Source organism: Pseudomonas sp. S3E12 (assembly GCF_001702295.1).
Lineage (GTDB): Bacteria > Pseudomonadota > Gammaproteobacteria > Pseudomonadales > Pseudomonadaceae > Aquipseudomonas > Aquipseudomonas marginalis.
The window spans coordinates 411,005-431,602 of sequence record NZ_MBDT01000021.1 but is presented as its reverse complement, the minus strand read 5'-3'; the positions used below and the strand labels follow the sequence as shown (position 1 = coordinate 431,602).

At 64.4% G+C, this 20,598-nt stretch carries 18 protein-coding genes; 12 read left to right on the top strand and 6 right to left on the bottom strand.

Annotation, left to right across the window (positions count from 1 at the left end):
• Nucleotides 1-150: 150 nt before the first annotated feature.
• Nucleotides 151-639: a type VI secretion system tube protein Hcp gene (locus tag BB029_RS18545; protein WP_065940289.1), complete on the top strand. Its 489-nt coding sequence runs from the start codon at nucleotides 151-153 to the stop codon at nucleotides 637-639.
• A 192-nt stretch (nucleotides 640-831) separates the two neighbouring features.
• Here BB029_RS18545 and BB029_RS18540 read toward each other — a convergent pair whose 3' ends face one another.
• From BB029_RS18540 to BB029_RS18525, 4 genes are all read right to left on the bottom strand, one after another.
• Nucleotides 832-2,295 (bottom strand): aldehyde dehydrogenase family protein, encoded by a 1,464-nt coding sequence (locus tag BB029_RS18540; RefSeq protein WP_065940288.1) that lies wholly within the window; start codon nucleotides 2,293-2,295, stop codon nucleotides 832-834.
• A gap of 143 nt (nucleotides 2,296-2,438) precedes the next feature.
• Nucleotides 2,439-3,611 (bottom strand): FAD-binding oxidoreductase, encoded by a 1,173-nt coding sequence (locus BB029_RS18535; protein WP_065940287.1) that lies wholly within the window; start codon nucleotides 3,609-3,611, stop codon nucleotides 2,439-2,441.
• Nucleotides 3,608-4,015 carry a RidA family protein gene (locus tag BB029_RS18530; protein ID WP_065940286.1) on the bottom strand — a complete coding sequence of 136 codons (408 nt, stop codon included), beginning with the start codon at nucleotides 4,013-4,015 and terminating at the stop codon, nucleotides 3,608-3,610. The genes BB029_RS18535 and BB029_RS18530 overlap by 4 nt, the downstream gene beginning before the upstream one ends.
• Nucleotides 4,005-5,141 (bottom strand): DSD1 family PLP-dependent enzyme, encoded by a 1,137-nt coding sequence (locus BB029_RS18525; RefSeq protein ID WP_065940285.1) that lies wholly within the window; start codon nucleotides 5,139-5,141, stop codon nucleotides 4,005-4,007. Before BB029_RS18525 ends, BB029_RS18530 begins: the two co-directional genes overlap by 11 nt.
• Before the next feature lie 95 nt (nucleotides 5,142-5,236).
• On the opposite strand from BB029_RS18525, the gene BB029_RS18520 reads away from it, so the two are divergent.
• Nucleotides 5,237-6,121, top strand: coding sequence for a LysR family transcriptional regulator (locus BB029_RS18520; protein ID WP_065940284.1), 885 nt, complete (start codon nucleotides 5,237-5,239; stop codon nucleotides 6,119-6,121).
• 1 nt (nucleotide 6,122) lies between these two features.
• Here the strand turns inward: BB029_RS18520 and BB029_RS18515 are convergent, their stop codons facing one another.
• Nucleotides 6,123-6,836 (bottom strand): cupin domain-containing protein, encoded by a 714-nt coding sequence (locus BB029_RS18515; RefSeq protein WP_065940283.1) that lies wholly within the window; start codon nucleotides 6,834-6,836, stop codon nucleotides 6,123-6,125.
• A gap of 22 nt (nucleotides 6,837-6,858) precedes the next feature.
• Entirely contained in the window at nucleotides 6,859-7,710 is an 852-nt protein-coding gene (locus BB029_RS18510) for a GNAT family N-acetyltransferase (protein WP_065940282.1), read from the bottom strand.
• 1,421 nt (nucleotides 7,711-9,131) lie between these two features.
• Between BB029_RS18510 and BB029_RS18505 the strand changes: the two genes are divergently transcribed.
• From BB029_RS18505 to argE, 10 genes are all read left to right on the top strand, one after another.
• Entirely contained in the window at nucleotides 9,132-9,800 is a 669-nt protein-coding gene (locus BB029_RS18505; RefSeq protein ID WP_065940281.1) for a haloacid dehalogenase type II, read from the top strand.
• A 23-nt stretch (nucleotides 9,801-9,823) separates the two neighbouring features.
• Nucleotides 9,824-11,098, top strand: coding sequence for an FAD-binding oxidoreductase (locus BB029_RS18500; protein WP_065940280.1), 1,275 nt, complete (start codon nucleotides 9,824-9,826; stop codon nucleotides 11,096-11,098).
• A gap of 95 nt (nucleotides 11,099-11,193) precedes the next feature.
• The gene (locus tag BB029_RS18495; protein ID WP_065940279.1) at nucleotides 11,194-12,831 is read left to right on the top strand and encodes an ABC transporter substrate-binding protein; all 1,638 of its coding nucleotides are present in this window, start codon (nucleotides 11,194-11,196) and stop codon (nucleotides 12,829-12,831) included.
• Between the two features lie 13 nt (nucleotides 12,832-12,844).
• The gene (locus BB029_RS18490) at nucleotides 12,845-13,801 is read left to right on the top strand and encodes an ABC transporter permease (protein ID WP_065940278.1); all 957 of its coding nucleotides are present in this window, start codon (nucleotides 12,845-12,847) and stop codon (nucleotides 13,799-13,801) included.
• The gene (locus BB029_RS18485; RefSeq protein WP_065940277.1) at nucleotides 13,798-14,673 is read left to right on the top strand and encodes an ABC transporter permease; all 876 of its coding nucleotides are present in this window, start codon (nucleotides 13,798-13,800) and stop codon (nucleotides 14,671-14,673) included. The genes BB029_RS18490 and BB029_RS18485 overlap by 4 nt, the downstream gene beginning before the upstream one ends.
• 1 nt (nucleotide 14,674) lies before the next feature.
• The gene (locus BB029_RS18480; RefSeq protein WP_065940276.1) at nucleotides 14,675-16,513 is read left to right on the top strand and encodes an ABC transporter ATP-binding protein; all 1,839 of its coding nucleotides are present in this window, start codon (nucleotides 14,675-14,677) and stop codon (nucleotides 16,511-16,513) included.
• Nucleotides 16,510-16,818, top strand: a complete 309-nt coding sequence (locus tag BB029_RS18475; protein ID WP_065940275.1) for a (2Fe-2S)-binding protein — start codon at nucleotides 16,510-16,512, stop codon at nucleotides 16,816-16,818. The genes BB029_RS18480 and BB029_RS18475 overlap by 4 nt, the downstream gene beginning before the upstream one ends.
• A complete protein-coding gene (locus tag BB029_RS18470) occupies nucleotides 16,800-18,179 on the top strand; it encodes an NAD(P)/FAD-dependent oxidoreductase (protein ID WP_065940274.1) in 1,380 nt (459 codons plus the stop codon). Before BB029_RS18475 ends, BB029_RS18470 begins: the two co-directional genes overlap by 19 nt.
• Nucleotides 18,176-19,330 (top strand): FAD-binding oxidoreductase, encoded by a 1,155-nt coding sequence (locus BB029_RS18465; RefSeq protein ID WP_053138833.1) that lies wholly within the window; start codon nucleotides 18,176-18,178, stop codon nucleotides 19,328-19,330. Before BB029_RS18470 ends, BB029_RS18465 begins: the two co-directional genes overlap by 4 nt.
• Complete coding sequence (gene argE, locus BB029_RS18460; protein ID WP_065940273.1) at nucleotides 19,327-20,484, top strand: acetylornithine deacetylase; 1,158 nt, start codon at nucleotides 19,327-19,329, stop codon at nucleotides 20,482-20,484. The genes BB029_RS18465 and argE overlap by 4 nt, the downstream gene beginning before the upstream one ends.
• Nucleotides 20,485-20,598 lie beyond the last annotated feature (114 nt).

Below are 20,598 nucleotides of genomic sequence, written 5' to 3'. Positions count from 1 at the left end.
AAGACGCCGCGACTGGGATGAGTGTCGGAAGCTTCGCCATTTGCAGTCGGGCACTTCCTGATGCGACTTTGACGTCTTGTAGGCCTGCTCCCGATTGAGGAAAAGTGCGCCCCACGTCACTTCCGGCGGACCACAGGACAAGGAGCCAACATGGCAGTCGATATGTTTTTGAAACTGGGCGATATCAAGGGTGAATCGCGGGACCAGGCCCATCGTGACGAGATCGACATTACCAACTGGGGCTGGGGTTTATCGCAAACGGGCTCGATGCATTCCGGCACGGGAGGCGGCTCGGGCAAGGCCGACTTTGCCAACCTGAACCTGACCAAACCCCTGGATAAATCCAGCCCCAACCTGATGATGGCCTGCGCCACCGGCAAGCATTACCCCGAAGCCAAATTGGTGGTGCGCAAGGCCGGCGGAGCCAGCCCGGTGGAATATCTGGTGATCACCTTGAAGGAGGTCATGGTGGTGTCCTACGGCACCCGCGCTGAAACGGACGATGATGTGTTGTACGACAGCATCGCCTTGAACTTCGCCACCGTCGACGTCAGCTATCAGCCGCAGAAGGCCGATGGTGCCAAGGACGGCGGGCCGGTGAAATTTGGCTGGAATATCCGGCAGAACGTCAAGGTGTGATGCGCTGAGAGGGCATAGGTACTGACACAACTTTTTAAACCCTGACACATCTCCCTGTGGTGAGCGGGACAAGCCCGCTCACCACAAGAATGCGGTCGCCTGAAATTGTTTATGCAAGACTCAAGATTTTAGAGTTAAAATTTAACCCTTTAAAATCAATAAGTTATTTTGATCTTGATAAAGGCCCATCACTCACTCGCCAAACCCGATAATCGCCTTGGTTTCCAGATACTCCTCAAACCCCTGCACCCCATACTCCCGCCCATTTCCCGAACGCTTGTAGCCCCCAAACGGCGCCATCGGATTCCACGCCGGATGGTTCAGGTGCACCTGGCCGGCGCGTATACGCGACGCCACCGCCCGCGCAAGCTCAAGGTCCTGCCCCTGAACGTGGGCGCCCAGCCCGTAGACCGTATCGTTGGCGATGGCGACGGCTTCATCCACCGTGTCATAGGCAATGATGCACAGCACCGGCCCGAATATTTCCTCCTGGGCAATGCGCATGGCGTTGTCCACGTCGGAGAAAACCGTTGGCCGTGTATAGAAGCCCTTGTCAAAACCCGCCGCCCGTCCCGGCCCACCGCACACCAGTTTGGCGCCCTCGTCGAGGCCGCCCTGGATCATGGTCTGGACGCGATGGAACTGGGCTTCGTTGGCGATCGGACCCAACTGAGTCTGTTCCGATTGCGGGTCGCCGACGATCAGTGCATTCGCGGTAGCCGCCGCCAGGGCTTCGACTTCGGCCAGGCGGTTTCTCGGCACGATCATGCGGGTCGGCGCGCTGCACGACTGGCCGACGTTGCGAAACGCCGACATCACCCCCAGCGGCACAGCCTTGGCGAAGTCGGCGTCGGGCAGCAGCACGTTCGGCGACTTGCCCCCCAATTCCTGGGTGACCCGCTTGACCGTCGGCGCGGCCGCCTGGGCAACCAATGCGCCCGCGCGGTTGGAGCCGGTGATGGAAATCATGTCGATATCCCCATGGGCGGCCATGGCCGCGCCGACGTCGGCACCGCTGCCGTTCACCAGGTTGAACACCCCAGGCGGCAGGCCGGCGTCATGCACCAGTTGGGCAAACAGCAGGGCGCTCAATGGCGACAGTTCGCTGGGTTTCAACACCACGGTGCAGCCTGCGGCGATGGCCGGGGCGACTTTTGCGGTGATTTGATACAGCGGCCAGTTCCACGGCGTGATCAGCCCGCACACGCCGATGGGCTCGCGCTCGATTGCGGTGCCGCCTTCCAAGGTCTGGAAGCGATAGCTGGACAGCAGGTCACGGGCGACTCGCACGTGTTCGGCCGCCAGCGGCACTTGCATGGCCCGCGCAAAACCGATGGCCGCGCCCATTTCCAGGGACAGCGCCTGTGCCAGCTGCTCTTTGCGTTCAAGGATCAGTGCGTGGATTTTCCCCAGCACCTGGGCTCTCGCAGCAGCCGGGGTTGCAGACCAACCGGCGAACGCCCCGCGTGCCGCCGCGACGGCCCGGTCGACATCCTCGGCAGACCCGCGCGCCACCTCGGCAACCACGGCTTCAGTGGCCGGGTTGACCACCGGCAGCGTCGCCGGGATCGCCGGGGACGTCCAACGACCGTTGATATAAAACTGGTGAGCCGTTTGCGCATCAACGCTGTAGCTGTTTGAAGATTGAGTTGTCATCCAACTGGCTCCCTGGAGCGGTAATAGGCGCTGCGAACGGCACGGCCCGGTGTCTGGATACGCTAGCAAAAGCCTCCCGCGCAAAGATGCCGTTATTCAGCGCTGCAAGGGATAATCTGCTGAATCTGGCAGGCTGGCGTGGCTCATATCAATTTTCCTGTGGTGGGGGCGTTTGCCGGCACCGTCGAAGGCTGGGTGAACCGCCGAATATCGAACGGGCTGATCAAGGTGCTGGTACTGCCGGTGCTGATCAGTTCGGCCATCACATCCCCCACGCCCGGGCCGAGTTGGAAGCCGTGGCCGCAGAAGCCGAAGGCATAAAACAGCCCGTCCACGCTGCCGCTGGGGCCCATCACCGGCAGGGAGTCGGGTGTATAGCTTTCGATGCCGCTCCACACGCGGATGATGTTCAGTTTCTCGGCGCCCGGTAATAGCCGTTTCATCTGGCGCATCTGGTTGAGCAGGCTCTCGGGCTTGAAAAATGCGCGGCGGTTGAGCATGTCCGGGGTGCAGCGGGCGCCGCCACCGATGATGATGTTGCCGCGCGGGATCTGGCGGAAGTAGATCACCTCTTCCTTGAGCTTGGTGAACACACCGATCACGGTTTTCAGCGCATAGGGCACCGGTTCCGTCACCGACATCTGCGGGCCGTTGGGCTCCAGCGGCACCGGCTCGCCGAAGCGCTCGGACAAGCGCGCGGCCCAGGCGCCGGCGGTAATCAACAATTGCTCGGCAACAAACAATTGACCGTCGGTGGTGGTGACGTGGAACAGGCCGTTGACCTTTTCCACGTCGGCGACTTCGGTTTTTTCCTCGATGCGTGCACCGAGGCGCCGTGCGGCGCGGGCAAACGCTGGCGCGGCCAGGCGGGGGTTGGCGTGGCCGTCGTGAGGCGCGTAGGAGCCGCCTTTCACCTCGGGGCCGAGGAAACCGAAACGCTGGTGCAACTCGGCGCCGCGATAGATTTTCAGGTCCAGTTGCGCGGCTTCCGGCGCGGCGGCGTAGGCCTCCAGTTCGGCGATTTCATCTTCGCGATAGCACACGCGCATGTGGCCGCTGGGGATAAATTCCAGGTCGTCGTCGATCAGCTCCGGCAGGCGCTTCCACAGTGCCCACGAACGGTTGGCCAGTTCCAGTTGCCCCAGGTAGCGGCCCTGGCGGCGCACATTGCCGAAGTTCACACCGCTGGCGTACTGACCGATCTGGTCGCGTTCCAGCAGCGTGACCGAGCAACCGCGGCGGCGCAGGAAAAACGCCGACGAGGCGCCCATGATGCCGCCGCCGATGATCAGCACAGCGCTTTTTGGCGGATTCATGCGGGCTGCTCCTGTGCGGCACGGGCCACCGCTTCGATTTCGATCAGGTAGCCATGGTGCAACACCGGCACGGGTACCACGGCGTGGGCCGGTTTATGTTCACCCAGGTAGCGCGCGTAAATCCGGTCGAAGGCGGGCCAGTGTTCGATGCCGACCACGTACACCGTTACTTTGAGCAGGTCACCGGGGCTCAGGCCCGCTTCACCGAGGATCGCCACCAGGTTATCCAGGGCAATCGAGGCTTGCACTGCGAACGGTTGCCCGGCGCTGTGCTCGCCATTGGCGCGTACCGGCAGTTGCCCCGACACATACAGCACGCCGCCATGCGCCACCGCCTGGGAATAGTGCCCGCCCGGCGGTGCCGCGTGGGTGCTATGAATCGAGTGGATGCGATTACCAGCCATGAAGGCGACTCCAGGTATGCACGCTGCCATCGGCCTCCACCGCGTGATAATCCGGGAATTGCGCGCCGGTGGCACAGGCATGGTTGGGCAGGATGCGCAGCCGACTGCCGATGGGGAATCGAGTGACAAGCGCGTCACTGTGGGCAGCGCCCAGGGTGACGATACCGTGTTCCTGGTTGGCAGCGGTGACCCGCGCGCCATCGATCCAGTCGCCCGTTTCGCTGCACACTTGGCCGTAACCGAAGTCCTGGTGCTGGCGCTGGGTGCCACGGTCACGGCTCATGGCCATCCAACCGGCGTCGGTGATGATCCAGCCTTTGTCCGGCTGATGGCCGATCACGGTGGTCAGTACGCTCAGCGCCAACTCATCGGCCTGGCACACGCCGATGTTGCGCATGACCAGGTCGAAGAACACATACACCCCCGCGCGCACTTCGGTGACGCCGTCCAGGTTCAGCGCCGAGAGGGCCGTGGGGGTGGAGCCGATGCTGACCTCGGGGCACGCCAGCCCGGCTGCGCGGAGGGTGTCTGCGGCGTGCACGCACAGTGTGCGTTCCTGTTCGGCCAGTGCTTGCAGGGGCTCAAGGCTGTCGAGCTCGTAACTGGAACCGGCGTGAGTCATCACGCCACGCAGGTGCAGGCCGCCGTCGCTGAGGATGCGTGCGACGTCGATCAGTACCGGGTCGTGGGCGGCTAGGCCGGAGCGATGGCCATCGCAATCGATTTCGATCCACACGTCGAAGCGTGCGTCATGCTGCTGTGCGAAAGCGACGATGGCCTCGGCGCCCGGGACGCTGTCGGTGAGCAGGCTGAGGTTGCAGCCTTTGCGCCACAGGGCCAGGGCCTGGGGCAGTTTGCCCGGGGCGATGGCCACGGCGTAGAACACATCGCGGATGCCGGCGGCGAAACAATGCTCGGCTTCCTTGAGGGTGGACACCGTGACACCGCTGGCCCCGGCGGCGATCTGGGCGTGGATCACCGGCAGGCACTTGCTGGTCTTGATATGCGGGCGCAAACGCACGCCCAGGCTGTTCATGCGCTCTTGCATGCGCTGGATATTGCGCTGCATCTGCGGGATGTCGACGAGCGCGGCGGGCGTGTCGAGGGAAGCAATCGGCGTGGGCATGGCGGAACTCGTGTGGCGGGGGACAGGCTGCACTCTACTCAGCTGTCGTTAACCTGTGGTTCAATCGAAGCTCATCAATCATTAAGTAAAATTGAATGATTTCCATCGAAGACCTGCGCCTTGCCGTGACCCTGGCCCGCTCGGAGTCGCTGAGCGCCGCCGCCCGCACCCTGAATGTGTCGCCGCCGGCGTTGTCCATGCGCCTGCGCAAGTTGGAGACGCTGCTCGGGCTGAGCCTGGCCAATCGCGATGCGCGGCGCCTCAGCCTGACGGCGGATGGCGAGCGTTTTTCGCGGGAGAGCGCGCTGTTGCTGGAGCAGCTTGAGGCGCTGCCGGAGTCGTTCCGGCACAAGGATGAAACCCTGGTGGGCACCTTGAGGGTGGCGGCGCCGTTTGGCTATGGCCGCCAGCGCATCGCACCGCTGTTGGCGCGGTTTGCCAAACTGCACCCGCAGCTGTGTTTGCACCTGGATTTGCGCGAGACGCCCTGGCCCGATCGCCATGACAGCGATGCGGTGATTCACATCGGCCATCTGAATGACAGCCTGTGGACCGCGCGGCCACTGACACCAAACGAGCGCTGGTTGTGCGCCAGCCCGGCCTACCTGCACGCCCACGGCGTGCCGTCTGCGCCGGACGAGCTGGCGTCCCATCGCTGCATCTGCATTCGGGAAAATGATGAGGACGTGACCCTGTGGCACCTGCGCAAAGGCCAGGACCGCAAGACCCTGCGCGTGGAACCTGCGTTGTTGAGCAACGATGGCAGCGTTGCCCGGCGTTGGGCCGAGCAAGGCTTGGGGCTGGTGCTGCGTTCGCAGTGGGACGTGAGTGACGCCGTGGCCAGCGGCAGCCTGGTACGTGTGTTAGCGGACTGGAGCTTTGACAGCGCACCGGTGCTGCTGCTGGTGCCGTCGCGCAAACTGCGCAGCCCGCGCGTACAGGCGTTGGTGACGTTTCTGGAAGAGGCGTTGAAGGCCTGAGTCACTTCACCGCGTAGACCTTGCGCACGTATACCGTGCTGGTCCAGGCGCAGGGCGCGCCCTTGGCCACGAACACGGTGTCGCCGGTATTCACCGTGACTTCGCCACCTTCGTTGCCCTGCAGGGTGACGCGGCCTTCGAGCAGGTGCATCAGTTCGTGCAGTTTGTGCGGGCGGCCGTGGCGAGCGTATGGCGTCGAGTCCCAGATGCCGACGCGCAGCTCGGTCACGGCATCGTCGAACAGGTTCAATGCGCGGCACTGCGGGGTGGGGCCGATCAGTATCTGCGGTTCCGGCGCGGCGGAGGGGTTGAGCAGGGTGTGCGGGTCGAGCAGGGTCAGGCCGGGGCATACCGGGGCATCGGCCTGCTCGACCGCGCAGAACGCCCATTCGCTGCCTGCACTGGCCTGTACCGTGAGGCGTGTGCCGAAGCCGATGACGGCGCTGGCGCCGACGTCCAATTCCAAGGTCTGTTCCGCGGCACTGAGCACGACATGGCCTGCATGTACCACCAGCGTTTCGCTATGGGGGAACTCTTCGACCACCGCTTCGCCGCTGAAGGACACCACGCCGGCGGACACGCCATCGTCGCCCATCCAGGCAAGGTGGCGGCTGTCGCCGAACGGGTCCAGCGCGCTCAAGGCGGCCTTGTTGAAAGGCGTGGCAACGCGGCTGCCGTCGGCGCGTGCCAACAGCAGGATACGGGGAGATGACATGGGGAGTGCTCCGGGAGAAAAGTCAGCCGATCGCCTGGGTGATCAGGGCAAATGGGTATACGCCTTGGCTGGCCTGGGGCGGCGTACCCAGGGCCATTTGCGCGACGGTGTCGATGTTCTTCAGGCCGGCCTGTTCGAGCCAGTCGCTGAGGCCGCAGGCGACGGGAATGTCGATGCGCACAAAGGTGTCCGGCACCTGGGCCAGCAAGGTGGCGATCAGGTACTTGGCCTGCTCGATATTTTCCGCTACCACCGGGCCGATGCACCGCCCACGCCCAAACGGCCGCAGCAGGGCGAAGCCGCGTAGGCGGCCGTCGCGTTCGATACCCACGGCGTGCTCCACCTGCAGGTCACGCAGCACTTCACGGCGGTCCATACCGCTGGCGGCCTTGGCCAGCGCGAGCAGGCTGGCGTGATCATCGGCGTTAAGCGCCCGGCAGGTTTCGCCGTCGGCCAGCGTCGGCAGGGCGGGCACCAACGCCTGGCCCTGATGCTGCTGCACCCGGCCGAACTCGACAAACCCCTGGCTGGCATACAACGGCGCGCCTGCGAGGGTGGCGTTGAGGACCGGCGTGCGCGTATCGCAAGCGGCAATGGCCTTCTCCATCAAGCGCCGGCCGATGCCCTGGCCCTGGTAGTCATTGCTGACGATCACCAGGCCGATGGTGGCGTAGTCGCCCTGGGGGCACGTGAACGCGCTGCCGATCAGCCGCTCGCCATCCATGACCACGAAGCCGTCGCTGACCCGTTGCAACATTGCCCAGTCTTCCAGGCGGTGAGGCCATTTGAGTTGCACCGACAAATCGTGGGCGGCCGGGAGATCGGCTGCGGTCATTGCACGGTAGAGATAAGTGGGGTGTGGCAGGGCGGACATGGCGAGCCTCCGTAGAACGTTGTTTTTTGTCGCGTCAGGGTGCTTGTATCCCACCTGGGTCAGGGGCTGGCAAGGGGGGCGGGAATATTCGGTAGATTCCTCGTGGAGTGTGGGGCGAGACCACAGTTACTACTTAATTGCGGTTGGGGGGCAGCAGCAAATGCCATGAGGTTGGCGTTGGAGCCAACTGTAGTAGGGCGGGTGTACACGGTACAAATTTGGGAGGAGGCTTGCTCCCGATGAGGCCGTGTCAGTGGATACATCTGTAGCTGACCCACTGCCATCGGGGCATTAGTACCTACACAATTTTTTTCAGTGGGCTGTGGCGAGGGAGCTTGCTTCCGTGGCGGCCTTCGGGCCGACCGCTTTTTTTGGGGGGTGAGTACATATCCGTTGCTGCGGTAACGGCTGCCTATGGTTCCGCTCTTACAGCGGGTCACTTTTGGAAAGACCCAAAAGTAACCAAAAGGTCTTCGCCCCAACACTCGGTGCCTCGCCTAGGCTCGGCATGCCCTCACTCCGGCTTTGGAGCGTGGGCCGCCGCGATGGGCCATCCCTGGCCCAGCGCGGCTAACCCGGCGTCCTGCCGGGTTAGCCACGCTCCAAAGCCTGCGTTCGGCCAGCGTGTTTGACGGGGCGATGCCAAATCAAAAACAAAAGCGAGGCGGCCTTAAAGCCGACCTGATTATTGAAGCGTGCGCGGTGTGGCTTCTACTTCCTTAATCGCTGACGAAGTCAGCAATCTTTTGATCTGGCTCTGGCTCTGGCTCTGGCTCTGGCTCTGGCTCTGGCTCTGGCTTTTGATCTTGATCTCAGGCGCCCCGTTAACCACGCTGGCCGAACGCAGGCTTGAATCCGTGGGTAACCCGGCAGGACGCCGGGTTAGCCGTCCTGGGCCAGGGATGGCCCATGACGGCGGCCCACGGATTCAAGCCGGAGTGAGGGCATACCGAGCCTAGGCGAGGTACCGAGTGGTGGGGCGAGGACCTTTTGCTTACTTTTGGGTCCTTCCAAAAGTGAGCCGCTGTAAGAGCGGAACCCTAGGTGGCCGTGACCGCAGCAACGGATATGTACTCAGTCAAACCCAACGACATGGTCGGCCCAAAGGCCGCCACGGAACCAAGCTCCCTCCCACCGTTCAACCCGCCACACTTTCTGCCGCCCCCACCCCCGTGCTTAAGCCTCTGCACCCCGAAAAGCCCCCTAAAAGCGCACAAACACTGGCCCTGCCCAAGCCTGGCGCGCACCGCAAAGTCTGCTGAGCCTGGCCACCAAAACGGTGGTTTGTATTGAGCGCAGGTCTTTTTAGACGGCATATGCTGATTTCACAGTGGTGTAATGAACCTGTGCTGCAACGAGGCCGACGCGCCGCCAGGGCAGCGAACGCTTGTCACACTCAACGAACTTCAGGACCGCACTCAATGAGCTTTCTTCGTCCCAAATTCATTACGTTCGACTGCTACGGTACGCTGACCAACTTCCATATGGGCACCATGACCCGCGAGCTGTTCGCCGATCGCATCACGCCCGAGCAGATGGACCAGTTCGTCAAGGATTTCTCGGCCTACCGCCTCGACCAGGTCATGGGCGACTGGCGCCCGTACGATGAAATCCTCAAGACCGCCCTGGCCCGTACCTGCAAGCGCTGGGGTATCGACTATCGCGAGGAAGGCCAGCTGTATTACGACGCCGTGCCGACCTGGGGCCCCCATGCGGACGTGCCGGCCGGGCTGTCGAAAATTGCCGACAAGATTCCCCTGGTGATCTTCTCCAATGCCAGCGACAGCCAGATCATGTCCAACGTCGACAAGCTCGGCGCGCCGTTCCACAAGGTGTTCACCGCCGAGCAGGCCCAGGCCTACAAGCCGCGCCTGGCCGCGTTTGAATTCATGCTCGACAACCTCGGCTGCGGCCCGGAAGACATCTTGCATGTGTCTTCCAGCTTCCGTTACGACCTGATGCCGGCCCATGACATGAAGATCAAAAACAAAGCCTTCGTTGCCCGTGGCCACGAAGTGCCGGGCAACGCGTTCTACGGTTACCAGCAGATCACCGATATCGGTGGGCTGCCGGCGCTGGTCGGTCTGTAACCGCACACCTCTGAGGGCAAGACATGGGCAGTGAATCCTATTGGCTCGACACCGCACCGGCGTTTACCGGTGCCCAGCTGGGCGGCTTGCCCAAGCAGGTCGATGTGGCTGTGGTCGGCGGTGGGTTCACCGGCCTGGCGGCGGCGCGGGCGTTGGCGCTCAAGGGCGCCAGCGTGGTGGTGCTCGACGCCGGGCGGGTGATCGGTGAGGCCTCGGGGCGCAACGGTGGGCAGTGCAACACCGGAGTCGCCCAGGATTACGCCGGGCTGCACGCCAGCCTCGGTGCCGCCAAGGCGCGCGCCTATTACCAGGCCTATGAAAGTGCCGTGCAGACGGTGGTGTCACTGGTCGAGCAGGAAGGGATCACCTGCGACCTGGTGCGCAACGGCAAGCTCAAGCTGGCGGCCAAGCCGATGCACTACGAAGGCCTGGCGCGCACCTGCGAGCTGATCCGTCAGGAGGTGGATGCCGAGGTCGAGCTGCTCAGTGCCGAACAGACCCGTGCTGAGGTCAATTCGGCGCAGTTTCATGGCGGCCTGCTGCAGCGCAACGGCGTGCAGATGCATGTCGGCCGCTTCGGCGTCGGCTTGGCCGAAGCGGCGGCGCGGCACGGCGCGATGATTTACGAGCATACCCAGGTCAAGGATTGGCAGGCCCAGGCCGGCGGCTACCAGGTCAACACCGCCAAGGGTTCACTGCACGCCGGGCAAGTCCTGCTGGCAACCGGTGCCTGCCAGCATGGCGACCTGGGTTGGTACCGCCGCAGGATTGTGCCGGTGGGCAGTTTTGTCATCGCCACCGAAGTCTTGTCCCAGGCGCTGATCGACCAGTTGCTGCCGCAACATCGCGCCTATGTGACCAGCCGCATGATCGGCAACTACTTTCGCCTGACCCCGGACAACCGCCTGCTGTTTGGCGGGCGTGCGCGGTTTGCCATGTCCGACAGCGTCTCCGACGCCAAGAGCGGCAAGGTACTGCAAGCGGCGATGCTGAACATGTTCCCGCAGTTGGCGCACGTGAAGATCGACTACTGCTGGGGTGGCCTGGTGGACATGACGTCCGACCGCCTGCCCCGCGCCGGCCAGCATGGCGGCGTGTTCCACTCCATGGGCTACAGCGGCCATGGCGTGCAGATGTCGGTGCACATGGGCCAGGTGATGGCCGAGGTCATGGCTGGCAATACCGCCGCCAACCCCTGGCGCGAACTGGAATGGCCGGCGATTCCCGGGCATTTCGGCAAGCCGTGGTTCCTGCCATTCGTGGGGGCTTACTACCGCTTCCAGGACTATCTGCACTGAGTTGCCGTTGTTGCGTCACCGTCGTTTGTGTTTCCAGGACGCTCCGGACATCCGTGAGCACTCGATTCTTCCGATTATCGACAGGTAGCCTTGCTATGACTGACAACAAAAACACCCCCGAACTCATCTCCGGCCAGGACAGCCTGCGGGTCTTCGAAAGTCTCAACCGTGGCATGTCGCGCCGCAACGCCCTGCAAATGCTCGGTGTGGCCGGTGTCGCCGCCGCCGGTGCGGGCAGCCTGTTCGGCGCCGCCGGCAAGCTGTTCGCCGACGAAGCCGCCGTGGCCGGCAAAGGCAAGCCGGGCGGCAAGATCCGCGTGGCCGGCATGTCCAGCTCCACCGCCGATACCCTCGACCCGGCCAAGGGCGCGCTGTCCACCGACTATGTGCGCCACTACATGTTCTACAACGGCCTGACCCGCTTCGATAAGCACCTGGTGCCGCAACTGGAACTGGCCGAGCGCATCGACAACACCGACGCCACCGTGTGGACCATTACCCTGCGCAAGGACGTGACCTTCCACAACGGCAAGGCCCTGACCGCCGCCGACGTGGTGTTCTCCCTCAACCGCCACAAAGACCCGCTGACCGGCTCCAAGGTCATGCCGTTGATGGAGCAGTTCGCCGAAATCAAGGCCAGCGGGCCGAACGAAGTGCAGATCCGCCTCAGCGCGGCCAACGCCGAGTTGCCGTCGATCCTCGCGGTGTCACACCTGTTGATCGTCCCCGAGGGCACCAGCGACTTCAGTAAAGGCATCGGCACCGGACCGTTCACCGTGGGCGAGTTCAAGCCAGGCGTGCGTTCGATTGCGGTGCGCAACAAGAACTACTGGAAACCGGGCCTGCCGTACCTCGACGAGATCGAGTTCATTGCGATTGCCGACGAGCCATCGCGGGTCAATGCACTGCTGTCGGGCGATGTGCACATGATCAACGAGGTCAACCCGCGCTCCACCACGCGCATCAAGGCCAGCGCCAAGCACCGCGTCGTCGACGCGCCGTCGGGCAACTACACTGACCTGATCATTCGCCAGGACCAACTGCCCGGCAAAAGCCCGGAATTCACCCAGGCCATGAAGCTGCTGCTCGACCGTGAGCAGGTCAAGTCCGCCGTATTCCGTGGATTTGCGGTGGTAGGCAACGACCACCCGATTGCGCCGGGTTCGCGCTACTTCAACACCGACTTGCCGCAGACGGTCTACGACCCGGAAAAAGCCAGGTTCCTGCTGAAGAAAGCCGGCATGGAAAGCATCACCATGCCCGTGATGGCCTCGCCTGCCGCCACCGGTTCGGTGGACATCGCCGTGCTGTTGCAGCAATCGGCCAAGCAGGCCGGGCTCAAGCTCGACGTGAACCGCCTGCCGAGCGATGGCTACTGGTCCAACCACTGGATGAAGCACCCGCTGAGCTTCGGCAACATCAACCCGCGGCCGAATGCCGACGTGATGTTCTCGCAGTTCTTCCAGTCCAAGGCGCCGTGGAACGAGTCCGGCTGGCAGAACGATCAGTTCGACCAGTTGCTGATGCTGGCCCGTGGCGAAACCGACGACGCCAAGCGCGCCAAGATGTATGGCGACATGCAGGTCCTGGTGCACGACCACTGCGGCATCGGCGTGCCGGTGTTCATCAGCAATATCGACGGCGTCGACCAGCGCATCAAAGGCTACGACAGCAACCCACTGGGCGGTTTCATGGGCTACATGTTTGCCGAGCAGGTGTGGTTGGACGCTTGAGGAGGGTGGTGGGATGAATAGCAATACACTGTGGTTGATCGGCCGGCGCTTCGGCGCCGGGGCCTTGACCTTGTTGATCGTGTCCATGGTCGTGTTCGCGATCACGGCGGTACTGCCGGGGGACGCGGCGCAACAATCCCTGGGCCAGTTCGCGACCCCTGAACAGGTGGCGGCCCTGCGCCTGAAACTGGGGTTGGACCAGCCCGGTGTGTTGCGGTACCTGCACTGGTTGATGAGCCTGCTCAGCGGCGACATGGGCGTATCGGTCTCCAACGCCATGCCGGTGGGTGAGTTGATGGCGGGCCGGGTGCCCAACACCCTGATGCTGGCGGGCGCCACGGCGCTGGTCTCGGTGCCGGTGGCGCTGGTGCTCGGCATCGGCTCGGCGATGGGCCGGGGCGGGCGCATCGACAGTTGCCTGAGCTTTGTCACCCTGGCGATGGTCGCGGTGCCGGAATTCCTGGTGGCGACCCTGGCGGTGCTGATTTTCGCGGTCAACCTCGGTTGGTTGTCGGCCCTCTCCTATGCCAGCGACATCAGTTCACCGCTGCAATTTCTGCGTACCTATGCCTTGCCGGTGATGACGCTGTGCTGCGTGATCGTCGCGCAAATGGCGCGCATGACCCGCGCCGCCGTGATCGACCAGCTCGACAGTCCCTATGTGGAAATGGCCCGCCTCAAAGGCGTCAGCCCGATCCGCATCGTGCTGCGCCATGCCTTGCCCAATGCGATCGGGCCGATTGCCAACGCCATCGCCCTGAGCTTGTCGTACCTGTTGGGCGGGGTGGTGATCGTCGAAACCATTTTCAACTACCCCGGCATTGCCAGCTTGATGGTCGATGCCGTGACCAACCGCGACATGGCGCTGGTGCAGGCGTGCACCATGTTGTTCTGCGCGGCGTACCTGGGCCTGGTGCTGCTCGCCGACCTGTGCGCGATCCTGTCCAATCCGAGGCTGAGAAACCAATGAACAACCTCATTGCGAAATCCAAGCCTGTCTCCTCCGCCCTGGCACTCGCCAAGGTGTCCAGCGGCCCGTCGTGGCTGGGGCTGCTGGGCGGCGTGGTGTGTGTCGCCTGGCTGCTGGTGGCGCTGCTCGGCCCGTGGCTGGCGCCCCATCCGGTGGGGGAGGTGGTGTCCGATAACATCTTCGAAGGCTTCAGCCTCGCGCATCCATTCGGCACCGATTACCTGGGCCGCGACATGCTCAGCCGGATACTGGTGGGCGCGCGCTTTACTGTCGGGCTGGCGCTGGTGGCGGCGTTACTGGCCAGCACCTTCGGCACCGGCTGTGCGCTGTTGTCGGTGGTCTCGCCCAAGTGGCTGGACGAGATCATCAGCCGCATCATGGATGCCTTTATTTCGATCCCGAGCAAAATGCTCGCGCTGATCATGGTCTCGGCGTTTGGCTCATCGGTGACGCTGCTGATCTGTACGGCCGTGATCAGTTATATCCCCGGCTCCTTCCGCGTCGCCCGCAGCATGGCGGTCAATATCGAAGCCTTGGAGTACGTGCAGGTCGCGCGTACCCGTGGCGAGCGCCGGCTGTACGTGGCGTGTGTGGAGATCCTGCCGAACATGCTCAACCCGGTATTGACCGACCTGGGCTTGCGTTTCGGCTACATCGTGCTGTTGCTCAGCGGCATGAGTTTTCTTGGCCTGGGCGTGCAACCGCCGGATGCCGACCTCGGCTCGCTGGTGCGGGAAAACATCGGCGGCCTCAACCAGGGCGCGCTGGCCATCATCCTTCCGGCGCTGGCCATCGGCACGCTGACCATCGGCGTAAATCTGCTGATCGACTATCTGTCCTCGCGACGCAGTCGACGCACGGGAGGCCATTGAAATGACTGAATTGATTCGCGTCGAAGACCTGCGCGTGGTCGCCTGTGGCGAGCGCGGCGAGGTGGAAATCGTCAAGGGCGTGAGCTTTGCCCTGAAACAAGGTGAAGTGCTGGCGTTGATCGGTGAGTCCGGCTCGGGCAAGACCACCATCGCCCTGGCCTTGCTGGGGTATGCACGGCGCGGCTGTCGCTTGTCCGGCGGCGTGGTGCAGGTCGGCGAGCACGACATGCTCGCCCTGAGCGAACACCAACTGCAGGGCCTGCGCGGCAACCGTGTGTCTTATATCGCACAAAGCGCCGCCGCCGCATTCAACCCGGCGAAAAGACTCATCGACCAGGTCATCGAAGGCGCACTGATCCATGGCCTGGGTACTCGGGCCGAGCTGTACGCCAAGGCTATCGGCCTATTCCGCGACCTGGCGCTGCCCGGCCCGGAACGCATCGGCCAACGCTACCCGCACCAGGTCTCCGGCGGGCAACTGCAACGGGTGATGGCGGCGATGGCGCTGATCAGCGATCCGCTGCTGGTGGTGCTCGACGAGCCGACCACCGCCCTGGACGTGACCACCCAGATCGACGTGCTACGCGCCTTCAAACGCGTGGTGCGCGAGCGCGGTGCCACGGCGGTGTACGTGTCCCACGACCTCGCGGTGGTGGCGCAAATGGCCGACCAGATCGTGGTGCTCAACGGCGGGCAGATCCTCGAACAGAGCGCCACGGCGCCGCTGCTCAATGCCCCGGCTCACGCCTACACCCGCAGCCTGCTGGCCGCCGCACGGCCCGACAGCAGCATTCGCCCGCCCTGCGGCGTCGCCGGGGAGGTACCGCTGCTGACCATCACCGGCCTCACCGCCGGCTACGGCAACAAGAACCTGCATGGCATGCCGTCGATTCGGGTCCTTGAAGACATCGACCTCACCGTGCGCCGTGGCCAGGCCATCGGCGTGATCGGCGAGTCGGGCTCGGGCAAGTCCACCCTGGCCCGGGTGGTGGCGGGGTTGTTGACCCCGGCCCTCGGCGGCCTGGCCTTCGACGGGCAACCCTTGGGCGGCAGCCTCGCCGAGCGCACCCCGGAACAATTCCGGCGGATCCAGATGGTGTTCCAGAACGCCGACACCGCGCTCAACCCCATGCACAGCGTGGCGGCCATCATCGGTCGGCCGTTGAAAATGTATTTCGGCCTCAAAGGCACGGCGCTGCAAACCCGCATCGGCGAACTGCTCGACCTGGTGCGCCTGCCCCGGGACCTCGCCGAACGGCGCCCGAATGAGTTGTCCGGCGGGCAAAAGCAGCGGGTCAACCTGGCCCGCGCGCTGGCGGCCAAGCCCGACCTGATCCTCTGCGACGAAGTGACCTCGGCCCTCGACACCGTGGTGGGTGCGGCGATTCTCGAACTGCTGCGCGACCTGCGCCAGCAACTGGGGGTGTCGTACCTGTTTATCAGCCATGACATTTCCACCGTGCGCGCGCTGTGCGATGACATCGTGGTGATGTACAGCGGCCGCAAGGTCCAGGCCGGCAGTCGCCAGGCGTTTGCCGAGCCGCCGTTCCATCCTTACACCGACCTGTTGATTCACTCGGTGCCCGAGTTGCGCCAGGGCTGGCTGGAAACCTGCGGTACTGCAGGCGACACGCTGCCGGCGCTCGGCGAGCGGGCCAATGGGTCGGAACTGTGCACCTTCCTCAATCGCTGCCCGGTGCGCGTCGACGGCCTGTGCAACCGCACCGCGCCGCCGCGCCGTCGCCTTGACGACGGTGGTGAAATCCTTTGCCACCACGACAGCGCCCACTTGCTGGATACCCAGCAGGGCGTCACCCTCACTGTGGGAGCCTATGCATGAACGCGCGTTTTGTGAGGCTGGCCGAACAGGGCCGGCCGACGGTCAGCCTGACCGTGGATGGCGCCGCCGTCCAAGCCCTGCAGGGCGACACCCTGATGGTTGCGCTGCTGACCCAGGGCAACGCGCTGCGCCAGTCGGAATTCGACAGCGGCCGCCGTGCCGGTTTCTGCCTGATGGGCGCGTGCCAGGATTGCTGGGTGTGGACCCGCAGCGGCGAACGCCTGCGCGCCTGCTCCAATGAAGTCCGTGACGGGCTGGATATCGTTACCACACAACCGGAGGCGACATGGCCACTGCACGGGTAGTTATTGTGGGCGCCGGACCGGCCGGGGTGCGCTGCGCCGAAACCCTGCTGACGGCCGGGATCAAACCGATCCTGATCGATGAAAACCGCCGCGACGGTGGCCAGATCTATCGGCGTCAGCCAGAAGGCTTCACCCGCGACTACGCGACCCTGTACGGCAGCGAGGCCGCCAAGGCCAAGGCCCTGCACCAGAGTTTCGACCGCCTGCGCGACGCCATCGACTACCGCCCCGACACCCTGGTGTGGAACCTCACGCCGGGGCAACTGTGCTGCGTGAGCCAGGGCCGCCACACCACGGTGGATTACGATGCACTGATCCTCTGCACCGGCGCCACCGACCGCCTGATGCCCATCGAGGGCTGGCAACTGGCGGGCACCTACAGCCTGGGCGGGGCGCAGATCGCCTTGAAAAACCAGGCCGTGTCCATCGGCCATCGCGTGGTGTTCATGGGCAGCGGGCCGTTGCTGTACCTGGTCGCCAGCCAGTACGTGAAGGCCGGCGCCGACGTGGCGGCGGTGCTCGACACCTCGCCTCTGAGCCTGCGCCTGAAAGCCTTGCCCAAACTGCTAGCGCGGCCTGGCGTGCTGTTCACCGGGATCACCCTGTTGGCGCAACTGTACTGCGCCAAGGTGGCGGTGCACCTCGGGGTCAAGCCGCTGCAAGTGATGGGCGACGCGGCCAATGGCGTGAGCGGTGTGCGCTTCGCCACCGGCAACGGGCAGGCCGTCACGGTGCAGGCCGATGCCGTTGCGCTGGGTTACCACCTGCGCCCGGAAACCCAGCTGGGTGACCTGGCCGGTTGTCGCATGGCGTTCGATGAGGCATCGAGCCAATGGTGGCTGGCCACGGATGGCGCCGGACGCACCTCGGTCAAGGGCGTGTACGCGGCCGGTGACGGCGCGAAAATTCGCGGCGCCGATGCCGCCGAGCATGCCGGGCGCCTGGTGGCGCTGGCGCTGCTGGAAGACCTGCAACAACCGGTCGACACCGGCCTGCGGGATGAGCAACAGCAGGCCCTGGCGGTGATGGATCAATTCCGCCTGGGCCTGGCCCAGGCGTTCCCGTGGCCGAGCGAACAGGCCAAGGCGTTGCCGGACAGCGCCATCGTGTGCCGCTGCGAGATGATCAGCGCCGGCGAGCTGCGCCGCACGGTGGAAGAGAAGGGCGCCTGCGAAGTCAATCGCGCCAAGGCATTCAGTCGTGTGGGCATGGGCCGTTGCCAGGGGCGTTATTGCTCCCAGGCCGGGGCCGAAGTGATCGCCGCCGCTGCCGGCGTGCCGGTGCAGGCGGTCGGACGCCAGCGCGGCCAGGCGCCGGTCAAACCGTTGTCGATGCTGATCACCGAGGAGGTCTCGTCATGAGCGTGCAAAAAGCCGATGTGGTGATTGTCGGCGGGGGTGTGATGGGCTCGGCGACTGCGTTTTTTCTGCGCCGTCGCGGGCAGTCGGTGATCCTGCTGGAACGCGACCAGATCGGCCAGTACGCCAGTGGCGTCAACTTCGGCAATGTGCGTCGGCAAGGGCGTTTCCTCGGCCAGTTGGCCTTGGCTAATCGCTCCTGGGCGCTGTGGAAACGCCTGCCGGAACTGATCGACGACGACCTGGAATTCATCCCCAGCGGGCATATGCGCGTGTGTTACCGCGAGGATGAAATTGCCGAGCTGGAGGCCTACGCCGCCGCACCGGAAGCGCAACAACTGGACCTGAAGATTTATCGCGGTGCCGAACTGCATCAACGCTTCGGCTTCCTCGGCCCGGACGTCAAGGGCGGCTCCTACGCGCCCCACGATGGCCATGCCAACCCGCGCCTGGCCGCACCGGCGTTTGCCCGCGCCGCCCGGCGCCTGGGCGCGCAGATCGAAGAGCGCACCGAAGTGGCCGAGGTGCAGAAAGTCGGCGCCGACTTCCAGGTCACCACCACCGATGGCCGCCAGTTCCACGCCGCGCAACTGTTGATCACCGCCGGCGCCTGGGGCCAGAAGCTCTCGGCGCAGTTCGGCGAACCGGTGCCGCTGGACACCCACGGCCCGCAAATGGCCGTCACCGAGCCGGTGCCTTATGCCTTGCCCACGGTGATCGGCGTGTACACCAAGGTGCCCGAAGAGGTGATCTACTTCCGCCAGATTCCCCGGGGCAATATCGTCATCGGCGGCGGCTACCGCAGCAAGCCGGACATGCTCAACCGCCGCGCCTACGTGGAACCGCGCAGCATCCTCAACCAGGTCAGCCAGATGCGCCGCCTGCTGCCGGGTGTCGGCAACCTGAACATCATCCGCGTGTGGAGCGGCATCGAAGGCTACCTGCCGGACTCGCTGCCGGTGATGGGCCCCAGCGGTACGGTTGACGGGCTGTTCTATGCCTTCGGGTTCTGCGGCCACGGTTTCCAGCTGGGCCCGGGCGTCGGCGATGTGATGGCCGAGCTGCTCGCCACCGGCAGCACCAGTACCCCGATCGAGCCGTTCTCCATCACCCGGTTCGCCCCACCTGCCGAGCAACGGAGCCAGGCCTCATGAAACCCCGCGTATTGGAGATTCTGAAACAGCTGATGGCCTTCGACACCGTGTCATCGGCGTCGAACATGGCCTTGATCGAGTATGTGCGCGACCTGCTGCTGTCCAAGGGCATCGACTCGCTGATCGTCAAGGACCCCAGCGGCAAGAAAGCCAACCTGTTCGCCAGCACCGGGCCCAAGGAACAGCCCGGCGTGCTGCTGTCCGGGCACACCGACGTGGTGCCGGCGGCGGGGCAGGCCTGGACCTTTCCCGCCTTCGCCGCCACCGTGCAGGACGGGCGCGTTTATGGGCGCGGCAGCTGCGACATGAAGGGCTTTATCGCCCTGGCCATCGACGCCATGCTGGATGCCGCCGACCACACGTTGAACCGCCCACTGCAACTGGCCCTGTCCCATGACGAAGAAATCGGCTGCGTCGGCGTGCGGCGCTTGCTCGACGTGCTGCACCTGGCGCCGGTGCGGCCGTTTCTGTGTGTGATCGGCGAGCCGACCAACATGCAGTTTGTACTCGGCCACAAGGGCAAAGGGTCCTACCGCACGTACTGCCGAGGCCAGGAGGCGCATTCATCCCTCGCGCCGCGCTCGGTCAACGCCATCCACGTGGCCTGCGACTTTATCGCCGCCCTGCGTGACAGCCAGCAGCAGTTGCAGCGCCACGGCGCCCAGGACAACGACTATGACGTGCCCTACAGCACCGTGCATGTCGGCCAGATTGTCGGCGGCAAGGCGCTGAATATCGTGCCCAACCTGTGCACCCTGGACTTCGAAGTGCGCAACCTGCCGGCGGACGACCTGGACGCGTTCCTGGAGCAGATGCGCGAGCGCGCCGAGGTGATCGTGCGTGAGGCGCAGAAGCTGTCCAGCGTGGCGGCCATCGAGATCGAAACGATCAACGTCTATCCTGGCCTCGACACCCATCCCAGCGTCGAGGCGGTGCGTTTTCTCAAGCAATTCGCCGCGCCGGGCACCGGCACCTCCAAGGTCTCGTTCGGCACCGAAGGCGGCCTGTTCAAGCAGCGCCTGGACGTACCGGTGGTGGTGTGCGGGCCGGGTTCCATCGAGCAGGCGCACAAGCCCGACGAGTTTATCGAGATCAGCCAGATGGACGCCGGCGAGCGCTTTTTGCAAGGCTTGCTCGGTTCGCTGACGGCCTAGCAGAGCCTGCCGTCCTGGGGTGAATTTCAGCACGGCACGCTGCTTTAACCGCGCTTTCGGCATCCTCGTTTGCGGCGCCTCCCTAGACTGGAGCGTGTCTCGGATCAGGACTCG